Source organism: Paenibacillus hubeiensis (assembly GCF_032334105.1).
Classification (GTDB): Bacteria; Bacillota; Bacilli; order Paenibacillales; family Paenibacillaceae; genus Paenibacillus; species Paenibacillus hubeiensis.
Genome location: NZ_JAVYAE020000017.1, coordinates 89,336 through 106,850, shown reverse-complemented (window position 1 = coordinate 106,850; position 17,515 = coordinate 89,336). Strand labels below are relative to the sequence as shown.

General features: G+C 53.5%; 18 protein-coding genes. 14 read left to right on the top strand and 4 right to left on the bottom strand.

What is annotated here, in order from left to right; all coding sequences use genetic code 11:
• The first annotated feature begins 75 nt into the window (after positions 1–75).
• From RSX24_RS28160 to RSX24_RS28150, 3 genes are all read left to right on the top strand, one after another.
• A complete protein-coding gene (locus RSX24_RS28160; protein WP_236420754.1) occupies positions 76–387 on the top strand; it encodes an ArsR/SmtB family transcription factor in 312 nt (103 codons plus the stop codon).
• 168 nt (positions 388–555) lie between these two features.
• Positions 556–1,590 (top strand): LLM class flavin-dependent oxidoreductase, encoded by a 1,035-nt coding sequence (locus tag RSX24_RS28155; protein ID WP_236420755.1) that lies wholly within the window; start codon positions 556–558, stop codon positions 1,588–1,590.
• 305 nt (positions 1,591–1,895) lie between these two features.
• Positions 1,896–3,047: an AI-2E family transporter gene (locus RSX24_RS28150; RefSeq protein ID WP_236420756.1), complete on the top strand. Its 1,152-nt coding sequence runs from the start codon at positions 1,896–1,898 to the stop codon at positions 3,045–3,047.
• A gap of 100 nt (positions 3,048–3,147) precedes the next feature.
• Here the strand turns inward: RSX24_RS28150 and RSX24_RS28145 are convergent, their stop codons facing one another.
• Positions 3,148–3,519: an ArsR/SmtB family transcription factor gene (locus tag RSX24_RS28145; RefSeq protein WP_236420757.1), complete on the bottom strand. Its 372-nt coding sequence runs from the start codon at positions 3,517–3,519 to the stop codon at positions 3,148–3,150.
• A gap of 225 nt (positions 3,520–3,744) precedes the next feature.
• On the opposite strand from RSX24_RS28145, the gene RSX24_RS28140 reads away from it, so the two are divergent.
• Both RSX24_RS28140 and RSX24_RS28135 read left to right on the top strand, forming a co-directional pair.
• Positions 3,745–6,081 carry a heavy metal translocating P-type ATPase gene (locus RSX24_RS28140; RefSeq protein ID WP_343262424.1) on the top strand — a complete coding sequence of 779 codons (2,337 nt, stop codon included), beginning with the start codon at positions 3,745–3,747 and terminating at the stop codon, positions 6,079–6,081.
• 114 nt (positions 6,082–6,195) lie between these two features.
• The gene (locus tag RSX24_RS28135; protein ID WP_343262423.1) at positions 6,196–6,531 is read left to right on the top strand and encodes an SdpI family protein; all 336 of its coding nucleotides are present in this window, start codon (positions 6,196–6,198) and stop codon (positions 6,529–6,531) included.
• Between the two features lie 66 nt (positions 6,532–6,597).
• Here RSX24_RS28135 and RSX24_RS28130 read toward each other — a convergent pair whose 3' ends face one another.
• The gene (locus RSX24_RS28130) at positions 6,598–6,975 is read right to left on the bottom strand and encodes a VOC family protein (RefSeq protein ID WP_236420760.1); all 378 of its coding nucleotides are present in this window, start codon (positions 6,973–6,975) and stop codon (positions 6,598–6,600) included.
• Positions 6,976–7,299: 324 nt separating this feature from the next.
• Here RSX24_RS28130 and RSX24_RS28125 point away from each other — a divergent pair, with 324 nt between their 5' ends.
• The 4 genes from RSX24_RS28125 (at position 7,300) to RSX24_RS28110 (ending at position 11,032) form a co-directional block, all read left to right on the top strand.
• A complete protein-coding gene (locus RSX24_RS28125) occupies positions 7,300–7,749 on the top strand; it encodes a MerR family transcriptional regulator (RefSeq protein WP_236420761.1) in 450 nt (149 codons plus the stop codon).
• Between the two features lie 117 nt (positions 7,750–7,866).
• Positions 7,867–9,087, top strand: a complete 1,221-nt coding sequence (locus RSX24_RS28120; protein ID WP_236420762.1) for an MFS transporter — start codon at positions 7,867–7,869, stop codon at positions 9,085–9,087.
• An 18-nt stretch (positions 9,088–9,105) separates the two neighbouring features.
• Entirely contained in the window at positions 9,106–9,528 is a 423-nt protein-coding gene (locus RSX24_RS28115) for a universal stress protein (RefSeq protein ID WP_343262422.1), read from the top strand.
• Positions 9,529–9,607: 79 nt separating this feature from the next.
• Positions 9,608–11,032: an aldehyde dehydrogenase family protein gene (locus RSX24_RS28110; protein ID WP_343262421.1), complete on the top strand. Its 1,425-nt coding sequence runs from the start codon at positions 9,608–9,610 to the stop codon at positions 11,030–11,032.
• A 197-nt stretch (positions 11,033–11,229) separates the two neighbouring features.
• Here RSX24_RS28110 and RSX24_RS28105 read toward each other — a convergent pair whose 3' ends face one another.
• Complete coding sequence (locus RSX24_RS28105) at positions 11,230–11,712, bottom strand: GAF domain-containing protein (protein WP_236420765.1); 483 nt, start codon at positions 11,710–11,712, stop codon at positions 11,230–11,232.
• A 191-nt stretch (positions 11,713–11,903) separates the two neighbouring features.
• Between RSX24_RS28105 and RSX24_RS28100 the strand changes: the two genes are divergently transcribed.
• From RSX24_RS28100 to RSX24_RS28090, 3 genes are all read left to right on the top strand, one after another.
• Positions 11,904–12,200, top strand: coding sequence for a hypothetical protein (locus RSX24_RS28100; RefSeq protein ID WP_339275966.1), 297 nt, complete (start codon positions 11,904–11,906; stop codon positions 12,198–12,200).
• Positions 12,201–12,384: 184 nt separating this feature from the next.
• Positions 12,385–12,960: a GNAT family N-acetyltransferase gene (locus tag RSX24_RS28095; protein ID WP_343262420.1), complete on the top strand. Its 576-nt coding sequence runs from the start codon at positions 12,385–12,387 to the stop codon at positions 12,958–12,960.
• Between the two features lie 49 nt (positions 12,961–13,009).
• Positions 13,010–14,521: an MDR family MFS transporter gene (locus RSX24_RS28090; protein WP_343262443.1), complete on the top strand. Its 1,512-nt coding sequence runs from the start codon at positions 13,010–13,012 to the stop codon at positions 14,519–14,521.
• A 158-nt stretch (positions 14,522–14,679) separates the two neighbouring features.
• Here RSX24_RS28090 and RSX24_RS28085 read toward each other — a convergent pair whose 3' ends face one another.
• Entirely contained in the window at positions 14,680–15,147 is a 468-nt protein-coding gene (locus RSX24_RS28085) for a MarR family winged helix-turn-helix transcriptional regulator (RefSeq protein ID WP_343262419.1), read from the bottom strand.
• A gap of 341 nt (positions 15,148–15,488) precedes the next feature.
• On the opposite strand from RSX24_RS28085, the gene RSX24_RS28080 reads away from it, so the two are divergent.
• Positions 15,489–16,217: an ABC transporter ATP-binding protein gene (locus RSX24_RS28080; RefSeq protein WP_343262418.1), complete on the top strand. Its 729-nt coding sequence runs from the start codon at positions 15,489–15,491 to the stop codon at positions 16,215–16,217.
• 18 nt (positions 16,218–16,235) lie between these two features.
• Entirely contained in the window at positions 16,236–17,483 is a 1,248-nt protein-coding gene (locus RSX24_RS28075; RefSeq protein ID WP_343262417.1) for an ABC transporter permease, read from the top strand.
• Positions 17,484–17,515 lie beyond the last annotated feature (32 nt).

Here is a 17,515-nt window from a genome sequence, read left to right as displayed (position 1 = left end):
GGGGCTATCCTGCGGAGGGTAGCCTGTTTGCCATAAAAGTTTGCAAATTAATCGAAAGGGGGTATAATCGTACCCATGGAACCAATACTCATTTACAAAGCATTGTCGAACGAAACGCGCAGACAAATTTTGGAGTGGCTCAAGCAACCGGAAGAGCATTTCTCACCAGCGGAGCTGTCTACGCATCCCGATGGAGGGAAGAACGGAATCTGTGTGGGGACCATTCAGATGAAGGCCGGTTTGGCCCAGTCCGTCATATCCAGCTATCTGCTTACCATGCTCAAGGCTGGATTGCTGTTGTCGGAGCGAAGAGGCCAATGGACCTACTATCGCCGCAACGAGGAGACCATCCGCGAATTTGCCGAATATGTGCAGCACAAGCTGTAAGCCGTATGCCGGAACGGAAGCACCCATGCTGGTGCGTAAGGGATTTCCGTCCGGATGCAGACGGCAGCGTGAGGAATATCAACTGCACTGGAAAGTTGTTTTTTTGCACCAATATATCTATATATCTGAATATACGAAATAACAATTCGGAAAAGGAGATTCGATATAATGACTACCGAAACCAATGGTTCGTTCAATAGAAAAACGATTCATGACGTTAAACTGTCCATTCTGGACCTTGCCCCGGTTACCGAGGGAGCGACGCCCGCAGATGCGCTGCGGAACAGCCTTGATCTGGCGCAGCACGCCGAACGCTGGGGTTATCACCGCTATTGGGTGGCAGAACATCACAACATGCCGGGCATTGCCTCTTCCGCGACTTCGGTCGTCATCGGTTACCTCGCCGGCGGCACCAAGAGCATCCGTCTCGGATCAGGCGGCATCATGCTGCCGAACCATGCTCCGCTCGTCATCGCCGAGCAATTCGGCACGCTGGAATCGTTGTATCCGGGCCGGATTGACCTTGGCCTGGGACGGGCCCCGGGCAGCGACCGCCGCACAACGCTGGCGCTGCGCAGAGAGCTGAACAGCGGAGAAGATTTCCCGGAACTGCTCGCTGAACTTAGAGCTTATTTCGATGCATCGGCCACTTCCTATCATGCCCCGGTACGTGCCGTTCCTGGCGAAGGGCTGAACATTCCGATTTATTTGCTGGGTTCCAGCGATTTCAGCGCACGCCTGGCCGGAAGACTCGGATTGCCGTTTGCGTTTGCGAGCCACTTCTCCCCGGATTATACCCGGGTAGCGATTGAAGCATACCGCAGCAGCTTCCAGCCTTCGGACGTCTTGGCGAAGCCTTACGTGATCGCCGGCGTAAATGCCGTGCTGGCCGATACGGACGAAGAGGCGGAATGGCTCAGCACCACGCTGTTGCAGCAGTTTCTGAACATCATCCGCGGCACCACGGGTCTGGTCAAACCGCCAGCCGACATGGAGGGCAAATGGACGGATCGCGAGCAAGCGGCGGTAGCGCAAACGCTGAAAGCCGCGGTCAAAGGAGCGCCGGACACCGCGCGCGGCCAATTGGAACAGTTCATCGCCCAGACGCAGGCGGACGAACTGATCGTGACGTCGATGATCTATGATCATCAGGCACGACTTCGTTCCTACGAACTGCTGGCCGGGCTGGCAGGCAAAATCTGATGAACTCTGCATTACGCGGCCCGTCTCTCTGGAGGCGGGTCTTTTTTCGATGCTTTTTTATGTCCGGCTGGCAGCTGCCCGGGAGGTCATTTTTTCAAAAGAGGAGAATGGGCAGCACGGCCATTTTCGGGTAAACTGATAAGATAGAACGTTTCTTTTTGAAACGATCGAACGGCTGCCTTCGTATATACAGAAAGGTTTTTTGCATATGTTGGTTCGGACAACGTCTTCTTTGCGGGAACGATGTGAAGAAGCCTTTTTCGGCCTGAATTATGGGAGGATACATAAGAAAGGAAGACTTGCCTATGGAGCAACCACGCGTGTGGCCTGACCGATTCAAGCGATTTTTTCTGAATAACAAGTTTGTCCTGTTTCTGCTGGTTTTGTTGCTGATCGGACTGAATGTGATGGTGCTGAACAAAGTATCCTTCGTCCTTCATCCGTTTGCGGTACTTCTCAAAACGATCGTGCTGCCCATTATTTTGTCGGGAATTCTGTATTATCTGCTGAACCCGATCGTGGATCTGATGGAACGCTGGAAGATCGGTCGGGGGTGGAGTATCCTGATTCTTTATCTGGCCATTGCGGGCGTGCTCACGGTCATCATTTTGGCCGTCATTCCGGTGCTGCGCAATCAAATCATGGGGTTGATCGCCAACTTTCCGACGTACAGCGAGAACGTGCGCGTACAATTCGAGGAATTGACGGGCAGCCAGCTCTTTTACCAGCTGCAGGATGCCGTCAATTGGAATTCGACGGACTGGTGGAGCACCGTAACGAAGAAGGCAACCGAGATTCTGAACCATACCTGGACGCGTATTGGCGGGTTCCTGGGTGCGTTTACCGAAGTGGTGCTGTCCATCGTCACGGTTCCGTTCATCCTGTTTTATCTGCTGAAGGACGGCAAAAAGCTGCCTGGCAAAATTTTGTCCTTCCTGCCTGTACAAAGCCGCTCCGGCGCGATGCATGTGCTTCATGACATTAACCATCAGATCAGCTCGTTCATTCGCGGACAGATCATCGTCAGCTTCTGCATCGGCGTTCTGCTGTACATCGGTTATATGATCATTGGACTGGATTATGCACTAATTCTGGCTATCATCGCTTCGTTTACAAGCGTGGTGCCTTATCTCGGACCGGCCATCGCGATTACGCCAGCGCTGATCGTCGCCTTGGTCACTTCGCCGGTGATGCTGCTGAAGATGGTGGCGGTATGGACGATCGTGCAGTTGATCGAAGGCAAATTCATCTCGCCGCAAATCATGGGCAAAACGCTCAAAATTCACCCGATCACCATCATTTTCGTGATCCTGACTTCGGGCAACCTGTTCGGCGTCGTCGGCGTACTGCTTGCTGTTCCGGGGTATGCGGTGCTGAAAGTCTGCGTATCGCACGTATTTAACTGGTTCAAGGATAGATCCGGACTGTATGATCCGAAAGACGGCAACCCTGTTTAATTTTAATCGAACAACGGTGCCCTTATGAAACAAAAGCCCCCGCCAATCGGCTGATAGCCGAAGGGCGAGGGCTTTTGTTTGTTTCGCAGGCCGGCAGAGCCTAGCCGTGCTTGATATGCTGAAGCGTCTGCAGGAAAATCTGCTCGATATGTGTATCGTCCAGAGAATAAAACACGGTTTTGCCTTCTTTACGCCGTTTGACAATCCGCATGTTGCGGAGGGATCGCAGCTGGTGCGAGATGGCCGATTGTCCCATATCGAGCAGTACCGTCAGATCGTGCACACATAATTCCTTCTGCAGCAGTGCATCAATAATACGTAGGCGCGTCGGATCGCTGAACGCCTTGAACCAATCTGCCATTTCGGAAGACGTTTCCCGATCAATCAGCGAGGCACGAATGCCTTGCATATCCGCTTCTGTGCCGAAGCAGGTTGCGTCGCATTCAGCTGGGGCTTTGACTGGTTGTTCCATTTCTATCACCGCCTATGTTAACAACTATACATTCATTATATCCAAAAAACGCCTAAAGCGAAATCATTACTATTAGCATAATTTGGTTGGAAAATCAGCTCTCTTTGGTTGACACATATGAGCACGCGTGAATATAATGGGTTTAATTAAACATATGAATGATTGCTCATATATAAACCGGTATACAATAACGATTGTTTTTTGTACAGCAAAGGGGAGATGGAAATGTCGACCGAACAAAAGCTTGTCAAAAGGGAACTGTTGCTGGACGGTTTGGATTGCGCGAATTGTGCGCTCAAGATTGAGAATGGAGTCAAAAAAATTCAGGGCGTCAGCGAATGCTCCGTCAATTTTGTCACGAAAACCCTATCGATGCACACGACGTCCGACATGGATGAGCAGGTGGTTGAAGAAGCGAAACGCAAAGTGCTGAGACTGGAGCCGCACATCCGCATCTCGGAGAAAAGAAATGCTGCCGGACAGACGGCGGGCGGAGTGAACTCTGACCTTGCCGGCCATTCGCTGTCGAATCAGCATGCTCATGGGCATAAGCACGGGAGCTGCGAGGGACATGATCACGACCATCACCAAGGGCACGCGCATGACCATGGGCAAGGCCAAGCACATCAGCATGATGATTCCGCCGGACACGCTCATGCTCATGCAGGCCATGGCCATGCGGGGCATTCTCACGAGCATGGTGCAGGGCAGACCAAGGTGCTGCTGGCTCGCCTAGCAGCTGGTTCCGCGCTGGTTGCCGCCGCCGTTTGGTCTCCGCTGGAGGGGTGGGCACAGCTGGTTTTGTATATTGCGGCCTACCTGATCGCCGGCGGAGATATCGTGCTTCAGGCATTCAAAAACATGGTGCGGGGGCAAGTGTTTGACGAATACTTCCTGATGACCGTAGCGACGCTCGGCGCATTCGCCATCGGGGAATACCCGGAAGGCGTTGCCGTCATGCTGTTTTATCAGCTTGGCGAGCTGTTCCAAGGAATGGCGGTCAATCGTTCCCGCAAATCCATCCAATCGCTGATGGACATCCGGCCCGATTATGCCAACGTGTTGATGGGATCGGGCGATGAAACCAAACGCGTCTCTCCGGAAGACGTACGCATCGGAGACCGGATCGTCGTCAAAGCCGGAGAGAAGGTGCCGCTGGACGGCGTCGTCAAAGCAGGAAGCTCCATGGTAGATACGTCGGCGCTCACGGGGGAATCCGTTCCCCGCGAGTTGGAGCCCGGCAGCGACGTGCTGAGCGGTTTCGTGAACAAAAACGGCATGCTGACCATTGAGGTTACAAAGACGTTTGGCGAATCGACGGTATCGAAAATATTGGATTTGGTGCAGAACGCAAGCAGCCGGAAGGCGAAAACGGAGCATTTTATCAGCAAATTCGCCCGGTATTATACACCGGCTGTCGTCATACTCGCTGCCCTGATTGCATTGATCCCGCCGCTGCTCATTAGCGGAGCGACGTTCGCGGACTGGGTGTACCGCGCTCTGGTCTTCCTGGTTATATCCTGTCCGTGCGCACTCGTCGTTTCCATTCCGCTCGGATTTTTCGGCGGCATCGGGGCGGCTTCGCGCAACGGCATTCTGGTGAAGGGCAGCAACTATTTGGAAGCCCTGAACGACGTGAAGCTGGTGGTGTTCGACAAGACGGGCACATTGACCAAAGGTGTCTTCAAAGTTACGGACATTCGTCCGGAAGGAGAGCGCACGAAGGATGCCTTGATGGAACTGGCTGCCATTGCCGAAGCTCATTCCAATCATCCGATTGCGGAATCGATCCGCGCTGCATGGGGGCAGGAGATTCGCACTCACGGCGTAGACGGATACGACGAGATTGCCGGACATGGCATCCGCGTTCAGGTCGATGGCCGCGAGATTCTGGCCGGCAACGCCAAGCTAATGAAGCAGGCGGGCATTCCGTATAAGGAACCCCAATCCGTCGGCACCATTGTGCATATTGCCGAAGAGGGGCAGTATGCCGGACATCTGGTGATTGCGGATGAAGTGAAGGACGATGCGGCTGAAGCGATCCGTTCCCTGAAGCAGCTGGGCATTCGCAAAACCGTCATGCTGACCGGTGACGCCAAAGCCGTAGGCGAAGCGGTGGGACGTGAGCTGGGCGTGGATGAAGTTCATGCCGAGCTGCTGCCCCAGCATAAGGTTGAGCGGCTGGAGCAACTTGAGGCGGAGAAACACGCCAAAGAGAAAATGATCTTTGTTGGCGACGGCATCAACGATACGCCCGTTCTGGCCCGGGCTGACGTCGGCGTAGCGATGGGCGGCCTCGGCTCGGATGCAGCCATCGAAGCGGCGGATGTGGTCATTATGACGGATGAGCCGTCCCGACTGGCGAGTGCCATCCGCATCGCCAAGCGCACGCGGATGATCGTGTGGCAGAACATTGCTTTTGCGCTCGGGGTAAAATTGATTTTCCTGCTGCTCGGCGTATTCGGCATTGCCACGATGTGGGAGGCGGTATTCTCCGATGTAGGCGTGACCGTGCTGGCCGTATTAAACGCCATGCGTGTGCTGCGGGTGAAAGACATTTGAAATGATGAAACATACCAGGCGGTTCTTCGTATATACGTAGGGCCGCTTTTTCGTTGATTGCGGCATCGGAACGTGCATGCTTGACGGGAGCAACAAGTCATAAGGGGGAGCAGTGTGGGAGGAATTATTGGAATCATCGTTGGCATCTGTTTTTTTGTGATGGGGCTTATGTTGTACAAAAAACCGCCGAAACAAATCAACGGCATATACGGTTACCGTACGCCTCGTTCCATGAGCGATCTGGAGCTGTGGCATGAGGCGCAGCGATACAGCTCCAACTTGATGATGCAGTTCGGCGTAATCATGGCTGCATTTGGCGTGCTCGGATTTTGGTTTACCGACATGCAGGCTTTGGTGCTGAGCTTGGGTGCGATTATTTTTTACACGGTGAGAATGTTCATGAAGGTCGAAGGCCGCCTGAAAGAAATGCAGCAATCGAATAAGAAATAACGCCCGGCGCCAGCCTCGCCAAATCAGGAAAAGATCCGCACATAGCGGGTCTTTTTTTGCTGCCGATCAAGATGAATGCTCCATAAATTCGAGCCGATTGCCGAAAGGATCATTCACGTAGAACCGGGCTACACCTTCATCGGAACGAGCATCGTCATCAAGGATGTGAACATTTTGCTGGATGAGATGATCACGCAAGGCACGCAAACCCTTCACATAAAAGGCCGGATGTGCCTTCTTGGCAGGAACAAAGTCATTCTGAACACCGATGTGCACCTGCTGAACGCCGCATTGGAACCATACGCCGCCGCGCTTCTTTAAAATCTCGGGTTTCGGGATTTCATTCCAGCCCAATACTCCTGTGAAAAAATGGCGTGCTTCGGACTCGCAGCCTGCGGGAGCGGCTAATTGAACATGATCGATTCCTGAAAATAGAAATGACATCGTACGCCTCCTTGTTTTATTTGATGAAACAAAGTTTCATTTCATGGAATCATTATATATCTTTATGGATTATTTTTCCACATACCACATTGATTTTTATCGGATAGTGTGGAGTGGCTCGGGTAAAATACGGATGTAAAAGATGAACCAAGATAACAGCGATCGGAAGAGGATTCTAACTGTGCAGTGGATCTGCGTAAAGGTTGCTCATTCAACGTATGCGGATTTCAAACCAAAATCTTACGTTGACGTTAACGTTAGTTTTATATATAATTACATACATAACATTAATGACATATGAAATGGCAAGGTGAGGTGAAGGAAATGGATTTGTATAAGATTGATGAGGTTGCGAAGGAATGCGGCCTGACCAAGCGTACGATCCGATATTACGAAGAGATCGGCGTCATGCCTTCACCTCAGCGGACCGAAGGTGGTACGCGGTTATACAGCAGGCAGGATATCGATTATCTCAAAAAAGTCGTGCGTGCCAAAGAGGTGCTTGGCTTCTCGCTTCAAGAGCTGCATGCTTATGTGGCCACGGCGGACGTGCTGAATGAACAGCGTTCTGAATATCGGCAATCGACGGAGGTGCGGGAGCGCATTGACAAGCTGGAACGCATCGAGAATACGTTGAACGACCAGCTGCAGTTGATTGAGCAGAAGCTGATCAGCATTCATGCCGTGCAAGGCGAGCTTCAGGAATTGCGCGAACGGGTCCGAAACGGGCTGCATCGACTGCGAGATGAAGAAGCTGCAATGTCGGATTCATAGTTTTTTTCAAAGCACCGGATGATCCGGTGTTGTTTTCGGGTTGACTGTTTCTGAAAATAGCGTGAAATTTTTCGTTTGTTTTCAAACCAATCTTTATCACTCAGGAGGGGTAATTTTATGAAAAGAGAATCTTCACTGCCGGACGAGCTGCCGTCATCGCGCGGAGGCTTGCTGTCCCAGCCGAGAGCGGTCTGGGCCGTTGCTTTTGCCTGTGTCATTTCCTTTATGGGACTTGGTTTGGTGGACCCGATTTTGCCGGCCATCGCCAACCAGCTGCATGCGTCCAAAAGCCAGGTATCGCTGTTGTTTACAAGTTATAACGCGGTGACCGGTATCGCGATGTTAATTACGGGCGTAGTATCCAGCCGGATCGGCGTCAAATGGACGCTGCTGGGCGGCATTCTGCTCATCGTTGCGTTCTCGGCACTTGGCGGCACGTCGGATACGGTCGCTACGCTGGTTGGGTATCGCGGCGGCTGGGGTCTTGGCAATGCGCTGTTCATCGCGACCGCATTGTCGGCCATCGTAGGGTTGTCCACATCGGGCACGGCCAAGGCCATCATTTTATATGAAGCAGCGCTCGGTCTCGGTATTGCGGTCGGTCCGCTGCTGGGCGGCGAGCTTGGATCGATTTCGTGGCGCGGGCCGTTCTTTGGCGTGGCCGTCCTGATGACGATTGCGTTTATCAGCATTATGTTCATGCTGCCTAAAATGGCGAAGCCCAAAACGCGCAGCTCCTTGTCCGATCCGTTCAAGGCGCTCGGTTATCCGTCGCTCAAAACGTTGGCGATCACCGCGTTTTTGTATAACTTCGGGTTCTTTACATTGATGGCTTATTCACCTTATGTCATGAATTTGGATGAGCATGGTCTTGGTTATGTGTTCTTTGGTTGGGGACTGGCGCTGGCCATAACATCCGTATTCGTCGCACCGCGGGTGCAGCGACGTTTCGGTTCCGTACCGTCGATGAGCGTAATGCTCACCCTGTTTGCCCTTGATTTGCTGGTTATGGCGATCGGTACGGTTATGGGATCTCCCACTACCGTCATTGTTGCGGTTATCGTTGCGGGTATTTTCCTGGGTATCAATAATACGCTGATCACCACGGCCGTTATGGAAGCTGCACCGGTCGAACGGTCCGTAGCTTCTGCGGCATACAGCTTCGTTCGTTTCATGGGCGGTGCGCTCGCGCCTTGGCTGGCGGGCAAACTGTCCGAGTGGTTCCTGCCGGAAACGCCGTTCTATTTCGGGGCATTGATGGTTCTGGTGGGCGTGGTCGTATTGCTTGTTCGTCGTCGGCATCTGAGCGGCATCGATGATGCCATTACGCATCATTAATCGGGAGGAGCGAACATTATGCTGAAACGGATATTGGTTGCAGTGGACGGATCGGAACATGCACGGCGTGCGCTGGAGGCAGCGGCCGATCTGGCGGAAAGCCTGAAAGAGCCTGCACGGCTCACGCTTCTTCACGTCAATCCATCGGTATCCTTGAACGAGCCGGCGCTAGGCGTCGACCTGGATGCCCGGATTGCGGACGAAGGGCGGCAGGTGGTGGATGCACTTCAAGAACGGTTATCAAAACGGTCGGTGGCATATGAAACGCTTTTGACAGGCGGAGACCCCGTGGCTGAGATTTGCCGTGTTGCCGGCGAACAAGGATATGACTTGATCGTGATGGGAACGGGCGGCAAAAAGCGGCTTTCGGAAATGATTATGGGCAGCGTAAGCCATGGCGTGTTGAAGCAGGCGGTTTGCCCGGTGCTTACCGTCAAATAAGGTGGACTGAGTCTATATCGATCATGTAGTGTATAAATGGATGAGAATCGAGATGTGAATGCAGTGGGAGGGAGCAGCCATGAAAAAGCAACACCTTTATATTGGCGGCCAGTCCGTAGAGGCCGCAACGTATGAACCGCTGCACGCGCCATATTCGGGCGAGCAGCTTGCGGAGGTGGCTTCCGCCACGGCAGAGGAAGCCGAGAAGGCCATTGCGGCTGCTGCGCAAGCCAGCGCCGGGATGAGGCGGATGCCTGCGCATCAGCGCTCCGCCATTCTGTACCAGCTTTCCGTCCTGCTTGCGCAGCGGAAAGAAGAAGCAGCGCGCATTATTGCGCTGGAAGCGGCGAAGCCGATCACGGCCGCGCGAGCCGAGGTGGACCGGACCGTGGAGACGTACCGTTTTGCCGCCGAGGAAGCGAAGCGCTTAACGGGAGAAACGGTGCCGATGGATGCAGCTGCCGGCGGGGAAGGGCGCATCGGTTACACGATGCGCCATCCGCTGGGCGTCATCGGCGCGATCACGCCGTTTAACTTTCCGATGAACCTGGTGGCTCACAAGGTTGGCCCGGCCATTGCGGCAGGCAATGCCATCGTGCTCAAACCGGCGGAACAGACGCCGTTATCCGCGTACTTCATTGCCGATCTGCTGAAAGAAGCCGGACTGCCTGACGGTGTGCTCAACGTCATCAGCGGCGACGGCAAAACGATCGGCGACGTGCTTGTGTCCGATCCAAGGGTGGCCCATATTACGTTTACGGGCAGCCCGGCCGTCGGCAAGAGCATCCGCAGCCAGGCGGGGCTGAAGCGCGTGACGCTCGAACTGGGCTCCAATGCGGCGGTAATCGTGGACCGGGATGCCGATCTGGATAAAGTCATCCCGCGCTGCGTAACCGGTGCCTTCACCAATCAGGGCCAGGTCTGCATCTCGTTGCAGCGCATTTATGTGCACCGTGGCATCGCGGAGGAATTTATCAAACGCTTTGCAGAAGCGGCTAGTCAGGTGATTGTTGGCGATCCGCTGAACCCGGATACCATCGTGTCCGCGCTGATTACGTCCAAAGACGTGCGGCGGGCGCTGGGGTGGATCGATGAAGCGAAGCAGGCTGGAGCCGAGCTGGTTGCGGGCGGAACGGCCGAAGGCGGCGTTTTGCAGCCAACCGTGCTGGTCAATGTTCCGCGCGATGCCAAGGTGTCCTGCCAAGAGGTTTTTGCGCCGATCGTGATCATCAATACGATCGATACGGTGGAGGAAGGCATTGCCCATGTGAACGATTCCGTTTACGGGCTTCAAGCCGGGGTGTTCACGAATGACATTCATACGGCGCTGCATGCTGCCGATCATATCGAAGCCGGCGGCGTGATCATCAACGATATTCCGACATTCCGCGTAGACCACATGCCCTACGGCGGCGTGAAGCAGAGCGGCATTGGCCGCGAAGGCGTCAAATACGCGACGGAGGAAATGACCGAGCTGAAATTTGTGGTGTTTAACAAACAATAACGCGGTCTCCCTGATGAAGCGCCAGCCGGAACGGGATCTTCCCGTGCTGCATAGAGTAAGATTGGGCGAGCAAAACATGGATGTGCACAGCAAAGAGCACGGACCTTGGCGGGTCCGTGCTCTTTGCTGTGGTTCGGCAATAAACATGATCATAGCGTTATTGCAAGGAATCTTCGGTCAGGCCGTTTGCAGCCGAATTACTGCAACTGTTCCGAGAGAAGCTTAACGGCTTCCTCCAGAAAGGCTCGGTCTTCGTCGTCGAACCGGTTTTTGAGCGGGCTATCGATATCGAGCACGCCGTACAGCTCCCCGTTTTTGAAGATCGGAATCACGATCTCGCTGTTTGAGGCCGCATCACAGGCGATGTGCCCGGGGAAGGCATGAACATCCTCCACGACAACGGTCCGTCGTTCCGAAGCGGCCGTGCCGCATACGCCGCGTCCAAGCGGGATGCGGATGCATGCCGGAAGTCCCTGGAATGGACCGAGTACAAGTTCTTTTCCATCATACAGATAGAAGCCGACCCAGTTGATGTCGGTCAAAAATACATTGAGCAGCGCCGCAGCGTTTGCCAGATTGGCAATGGCGCTAGGTTCATCGCGGATCAGTGCGCTTAACTGCCCTAGGACGGCGGTGTGCTGCTCGCTTCGCGTTCCTTCATAAGAAACGGCTTGAAACATGATGAATCACCCTCCCGAGCAAACATGAATGGACTTTAACTCAAAGATAGTGCAGTGCCTGCCGTTAGTCAAGCGGAGGATTACGGGATGTCAGCCAGGCGGCTTAAGGTGCGTGTTTGTTTCTTTGTCATCGGAGCAGGGTAATGAATTTGTAATCACGAAGGGCTGCAACCCGGGAAGGAGCTGGATTGATGCACGCAGAAGTACAGAATTTGTTCGTTCGCATCCAACTATTACATCTGGCCCAGGATCAGAATCTGACCGTCAGCGATACGCTGCCTATGCTGGAAAAGCGGGGTTATCGCATTGCGGAGAGAGAGATCCGGCAGCAGTTGGATTATTTGACGCAGGAGAACTTCCTGACGTCTCATGGGGAACAATGGAGCTTGACGGGAGCAGGCATCGAGGAATTCAAGGAAATCTCGGCGATGCTTCACCGGGTTAACGATGAAGTTCTGGCGAGCGGCAGCAAAGCGTCCGCGACCTGATGTTTATGCGGGAGAAGCAGACAGGCCCTCATTGTAACCGTAACAGCAACAAGACCGGACCGAAGGCGGGCCGGTTTTTTGGCTTGAACGCTTCTTTCTGTATGGATGGTTGCCATTCGGCCCAGGTTATGATTAGATGACTTAAGAATCTCATGGTTTGCAGAGAGGGATCGGAGTGGCTTATATGTACAGATGCAAAGGCAGAATTCCGGAGCTGGAGACCAGGCGGCTCCTTCTGCGCAAGATGCGCCGCCGGGATGCGGCCCAGATGTTTGAATGGTGGTCGGACCGCGAGGTTACCCGTTACATGAATCTTTCTCCCATGCTTGGGACAAGCGAGGCTGCGGACATGATTGCGCTCCTCAATCAGATGGCAGGCGAGGAGGAGGCCATTCGCTGGGGGATCGAACTCAAAGCGACAGGGCGCCTGATCGGCAGCTGCGGGTATAATACGTGGCAGCTTGGAGGCGCGTTCCGCGGCGAGATCGGGTACGAGCTGGGGCGCGAACATTGGCGGCAGGGTTATATGACGGAGGCGTTTTCCGTGCTGCTGCCCTATGGATACGAGACGATGGGCCTTAACCGGATCGAAGCGCTGGTAGATCCGCGGAACGAGGCTTCCGGCCGCTTCCTTTCACATCAGGGATTCACGCGGGAAGGACTGCTGCGGCAGTATCAGCATACGTCTACCGGTTACAAGGACATGGATATGTATTCCCTTTTATACGATGAATGGCTTCGGACCGGAACGACAAAATAAGAAAAACCAAATGTTACGAGAGAGAAGGGTTTAAGTGAGAACCGGAGAGTTGAAACGAAGCTTCATTCTGGCGGGGTTGCTGCTGGCCACGTTTTTGTCGGCCATTGAAGGCACGGTGATCGGTCCGGCGGGACCGACGATCGTTAGCGATCTTGGAAGCGTGCAGCTGCTCAGCTGGATCTTTACCGCCTATTTGCTGACCATGGCTGTCAGTACGCCGATCTTTGGCAAGATCAGTGATCTGTACGGGCGCAAGCTTGTATTTCTGATTGGCTGTACCTTGTTTTTGCTGGGATCGTTGCTTTGCTGCTTATCGCAGAACATGGAACAACTGATCGCTTTTCGAGCCATTCAGGGCCTGGGGGCAGGTGCGGTCGTTCCCGTAACGTTCACGATCATTGGTGACATTTACCGGATTGAGGAGCGGGGCAAAATTCAAGGCTGGATCAGTTCCGTCTGGGGAATATCGTCCCTGGTAGGTCCGCTTCTGGGAGGATACTTTGTCGATAATCTGGGCTGGCAGTGGATCTTTGGCTTCAACGTGCCGTTCGGCTTGCTCGCGATGTGGTTCGTGTTCCGCTATTTGAAGGAAGAGGTAACCCCTCGTTCCGCCAAAATTGACTATGCCGGAGCGGTTACGTTTACCGTTGGCATCACGGCTTTGCTTTTCGTGCTATCGGCAGGGGGGCAATACTATGCATGGGAATCTCCCGTTATCGTTGGTTTGAGCGCAGTCGCCGTCATTTTCTTGATCATGTTCTTCGTCGTGGAAAAGAGGGCTGCGGCCCCGATGGTCCCTTTGCATCTGTTCCGCATTCGGGACATTCGCGTAGCCAATGTTAGCGGCCTTCTGGCCAGCACGCTCATGATTGGCCTGACGAGTTATTTGCCGCTCTGGGTTCAAGGCGTCAGGGGGGGCAATGCGACCGAATCCGGCCTGCTGCTCGCCCCGATGTCGGTGGGCTGGCTGATCGGAAGCGTGATGGCTGGTCGCATGCTGTTGAAAATCGGTTCCCGGATGACCGCGTTGATCGGACTTGCAGGCATTGCGATCGGCTCCGGCGGGTTGTTTCTGGTAGGAGGGACTTCCCCGGATTATGTGTTGTTCGTGCTGACGTTCATCTATGGGCTTGGTTTCGGATTTGCGTTCACGATCTTTACGATCATTGCGCAATCCTCTGTAGGGTATCAAGAGCGCGGATCTTCCACGGCACTGCATACGTTCATGCGGACGTTGGGACAAACGATCGGGGCGGCGGCCTTCGGCACATGGTTGAACTACCGCATTTCCGCGTTGTCCGCCGAACAGCATCTCGCCGATGCAGGTATATCGGATAGCGATATTAACCAACTGCTTGCCCCGCATGCGGAAGGAGCATTGTCCGACGAGAAGTGGGCTTTGCTGCGAGGCGTACTGGAAGGAAGCTTGCATTCGTTATTTGTCATCATGTTTGTCATTGCGCTGATCTCGTGGCTGACCGCGTTTGCCTTGCGCAAACGGCTGGTCGTTCCGGAAGAAGGAGAGTCTTCGTCAAGCGCAGCTTCCGGCCAACGTGCTTAAGCAAAAAGTTAAACGCCTTTTGGAACTTCCCCGACGCTGTGGGCTTGACGTGTTCCGAAAGACGATTTTCGGGTGAGATCCAGCTTATATGGTAGGCTTCGGCAAAAATTAAATGCAAAAACAACCGGCTCTCGGAAACAGGGAGCCGGTTGTTTTGTTTATTTCAAATCGTTGCCCATGGTCCGTTCCGAACTTATTGTCAGTCTTTCCAACAGTTCCGAGAGCACCACTTTGTCTTCTTCGCTCAGTCCGCTGACTGCTCTGTTGATTTTATGGGCATAACCCGGAAAAATATCGTCCATGATCCGCTGGCCTTCTTCTGTCAGTTCCACGAAGATGATCCGTCTGTCCTGAGGACAGTGTTTGCGATGCAAAAGCCCTTTTTGTTCCAGTTTGTCGATCACATAGGTAACGTTCCCGCTCTGCAGCAGAAGCTGTGCACCTACTTGTTGAATGGGCTGAGCCCCCTTCATGTACAATACCTCAAGCACGCCGTACGCGGTGGGATTGAAACCATGCACTTTGCTTGTGGCTACCGTATGTTCATTCATGCTTTTGAACGTTTTGGCCAAGATGCGGTACAGATGAAGAGAACGTTCGGTTCCGATTTCTTGTAATTCCAGCATACTGATCCCGCCTTTTCTAAAATGATTGATCCGTTGGGACGAGTACCTTATGGATGTAAAATATGATCCCAACTTTGATTGTCTTCACGTTAAACGATGGAGCCATGATTTTATTTTAAGCGTTGGATTCGAACAAAAACATGCGATATGTCACAAGATTTGCATTTTGAGCAATTCAAATTTGAACATTTTATGGAGGGCAAGTCGACGGTGCTCGCGATTTAACAAAGGACTGAAAATGATCAAAAAGATCAAAATGATCAAAAATTCCTGCTGCAACTCAGGTACAATTAACAACGTATGATCTTCAAACTGGATTGATCAGACAGGAGTGAGGAGAATTGGAACAACCACTGGAAGATACAACGGCGGCGTCAGTACTGGACGTACATATTGAGGAGGCCGGTTACGCGGAAGGGAAAACAACGATCCGTAACATCCGGCTCAACGTGATGCCCGGCGAACTCGTGGGAATCATCGGGCCCAACGGAGCAGGCAAAAGCACGACCATCAAAACGATGCTTGGCTTGCTGGAGTATGCCGACTATGAGGTAACTATTGGCGGGAACGGAAGGTATGCTTATATTCCCGAGCAGCCCGTTTTTTATGAATACATGACGTTATGGGAACACCTCGATTTGGCTGCCGCAGCTTACGAGATGGAGGAGGAAGTGTTTACCGCCCGGGCGCAGGATTTGCTTGCTCGGTTTGGCATGGAAAAAGTCAGGGATGATCTTCCCGGCAGCTTCTCCAAGGGCATGCGCCAAAAAATGATGCTGATGCTCGGTTTTCTTGCTTCGCCGGATGTCTATATTGTGGACGAGCCATTCATCGGATTGGACCCTCGGGCAACGAAGGATTTCCTGAAACTGCTGGATGACGAACGAAACCGCGGAGCGGGCGTGTTGATGTCCACTCACGTGCTCGATACGGCCGAACGCATCTGTGACCGAATCGTGCTCATTCATGACGGAAAATGCGCGGCGCAGGGCACATTGAGCGAGATACGGGCTGCGGCCGGATTGCCGGATGCCTCGTTATTGGATTGCTTCGATGTGCTGACGTCTTGACCGGAGAGGAGAAGGTTTATGGAAGGTATCGATAGATATACGCCCCTTCGTTTGTATAAACGCCGGCGCTCGGAGCATGTCAAGGAACAATGGAACAACTTGAAGCTGGTCGTGGATTGGACGGTGTGGCTGTACCTGCTGGTGCCAGGCTTGCTCTATTTCGGCGGCTGGTATTGGAGCATGTGGACGAAGCCGCTTCCCTCGTGGGCCGAATCGCTGCCATTACCTTTAATGGCGATGGGGCTGGAAGTGGTCATGCTGACGGGCGGCGTGCTGCTTTTTATGGAGGAAGCCGACATGCTGTTCCTGAAATCCCGGAGAACGTGGATGAAAACGTTAATTCGTCGAGGGTTATGCCGTTCGGGTGTGCTTCACATGATCAAAATAGCTGTGCTATTTCTTATGACGGCGCCTCTATGGTCGCGAGCCTATGTGATGCCCATGGGCCATATCATACTGCTTGCCTTGTGGACCGGCACTGCGGCCTTCGTTCAGGCGCTTTCCTTACATCTGATCCTGGTAAAATACGAGTCTTGGCGTCGATGGATTAGAGTACTGCCCTTAGGTGCGGCGATGGGATTCGTCTATGTGACGGCCACGCTGCGGATGCATGATCGGATGTGGGCGATCCTCCTGGGAATCCTTGGCGCAATGGCCGTACTCACGATGTTATGCCGAATCAGGCTTGAGCTGAAAAACACGTTTGAAGGAGATGTACGCGAGGACCTGAGGCGGCGGATGAAGCTGGCGGGAGTGCTGCTTAGCCAGGCTGTGACTGCGCCGAAGGCAACGCGAACCAAAACGTTCATTTTTCGCAAACCCCGCAAACTGCTGCGCAGCCGCAGCCTGTCCAGCAGAACCGCGGAAACGGCGTTTAAGGCGTATTTTCGAAACACGGCAAACACGAGGCTGTACGTGCAGCTCGCGAGTTTATCCGTCGCTGCGGTGGCCATTCCGCCTTTTCCCGCCAACGTCATCGTTTGCGGACTGTTGATCATGATGCTGACGGTGCTGTTCCACCGATCCTGGAATATGTTTGAAACATCGGACTATATTCAGTTGTTATCCTATGACCCCTACGTGTTGAACAGAGCGGGGGACATCATGGTACGCATGTTGTTTATTCCGGTAGGCTTGCTGGTCGGATATGCTTTGGGGGCCGCCTGGCTGGGATGGTGGCAAGGTTTGCTGACGGCTGCTGCTGCCATCGGGTTCGGTTTTCTTACCCTGGAGGTAGGAGGATGGGTGCGCCGTACGAGAAGTTGATTCAGGCAGCACGTTATTTGAAAAAGGTAGCA

Coding starts and splice junctions, on each gene's coding strand:
- RSX24_RS28095 (WP_343262420.1), top strand. CDS start 12,385: ATGTACAGATGCAAAGGCAGAATTCCGGAGCTGGAGACCAGGCGGCTC.
- RSX24_RS28150 (WP_236420756.1), top strand. CDS start 1,896: ATGGAGCAACCACGCGTGTGGCCTGACCGATTCAAGCGATTTTTTCTG.
- RSX24_RS28110 (WP_343262421.1), top strand. CDS start 9,608: ATGAAAAAGCAACACCTTTATATTGGCGGCCAGTCCGTAGAGGCCGCA.
- RSX24_RS28075 (WP_343262417.1), top strand. CDS start 16,236: ATGGAAGGTATCGATAGATATACGCCCCTTCGTTTGTATAAACGCCGG.
- RSX24_RS28140 (WP_343262424.1), top strand. CDS start 3,745: ATGTCGACCGAACAAAAGCTTGTCAAAAGGGAACTGTTGCTGGACGGT.
- RSX24_RS28155 (WP_236420755.1), top strand. CDS start 556: ATGACTACCGAAACCAATGGTTCGTTCAATAGAAAAACGATTCATGAC.
- RSX24_RS28120 (WP_236420762.1), top strand. CDS start 7,867: ATGAAAAGAGAATCTTCACTGCCGGACGAGCTGCCGTCATCGCGCGGA.
- RSX24_RS28130 (WP_236420760.1), bottom strand. CDS start 6,975: ATGTCATTTCTATTTTCAGGAATCGATCATGTTCAATTAGCCGCTCCC.
- RSX24_RS28100 (WP_339275966.1), top strand. CDS start 11,904: ATGCACGCAGAAGTACAGAATTTGTTCGTTCGCATCCAACTATTACAT.
- RSX24_RS28105 (WP_236420765.1), bottom strand. CDS start 11,712: ATGTTTCAAGCCGTTTCTTATGAAGGAACGCGAAGCGAGCAGCACACC.
- RSX24_RS28085 (WP_343262419.1), bottom strand. CDS start 15,147: ATGCTGGAATTACAAGAAATCGGAACCGAACGTTCTCTTCATCTGTAC.
- RSX24_RS28115 (WP_343262422.1), top strand. CDS start 9,106: ATGCTGAAACGGATATTGGTTGCAGTGGACGGATCGGAACATGCACGG.
- RSX24_RS28145 (WP_236420757.1), bottom strand. CDS start 3,519: ATGGAACAACCAGTCAAAGCCCCAGCTGAATGCGACGCAACCTGCTTC.
- RSX24_RS28125 (WP_236420761.1), top strand. CDS start 7,300: ATGGATTTGTATAAGATTGATGAGGTTGCGAAGGAATGCGGCCTGACC.
- RSX24_RS28160 (WP_236420754.1), top strand. CDS start 76: ATGGAACCAATACTCATTTACAAAGCATTGTCGAACGAAACGCGCAGA.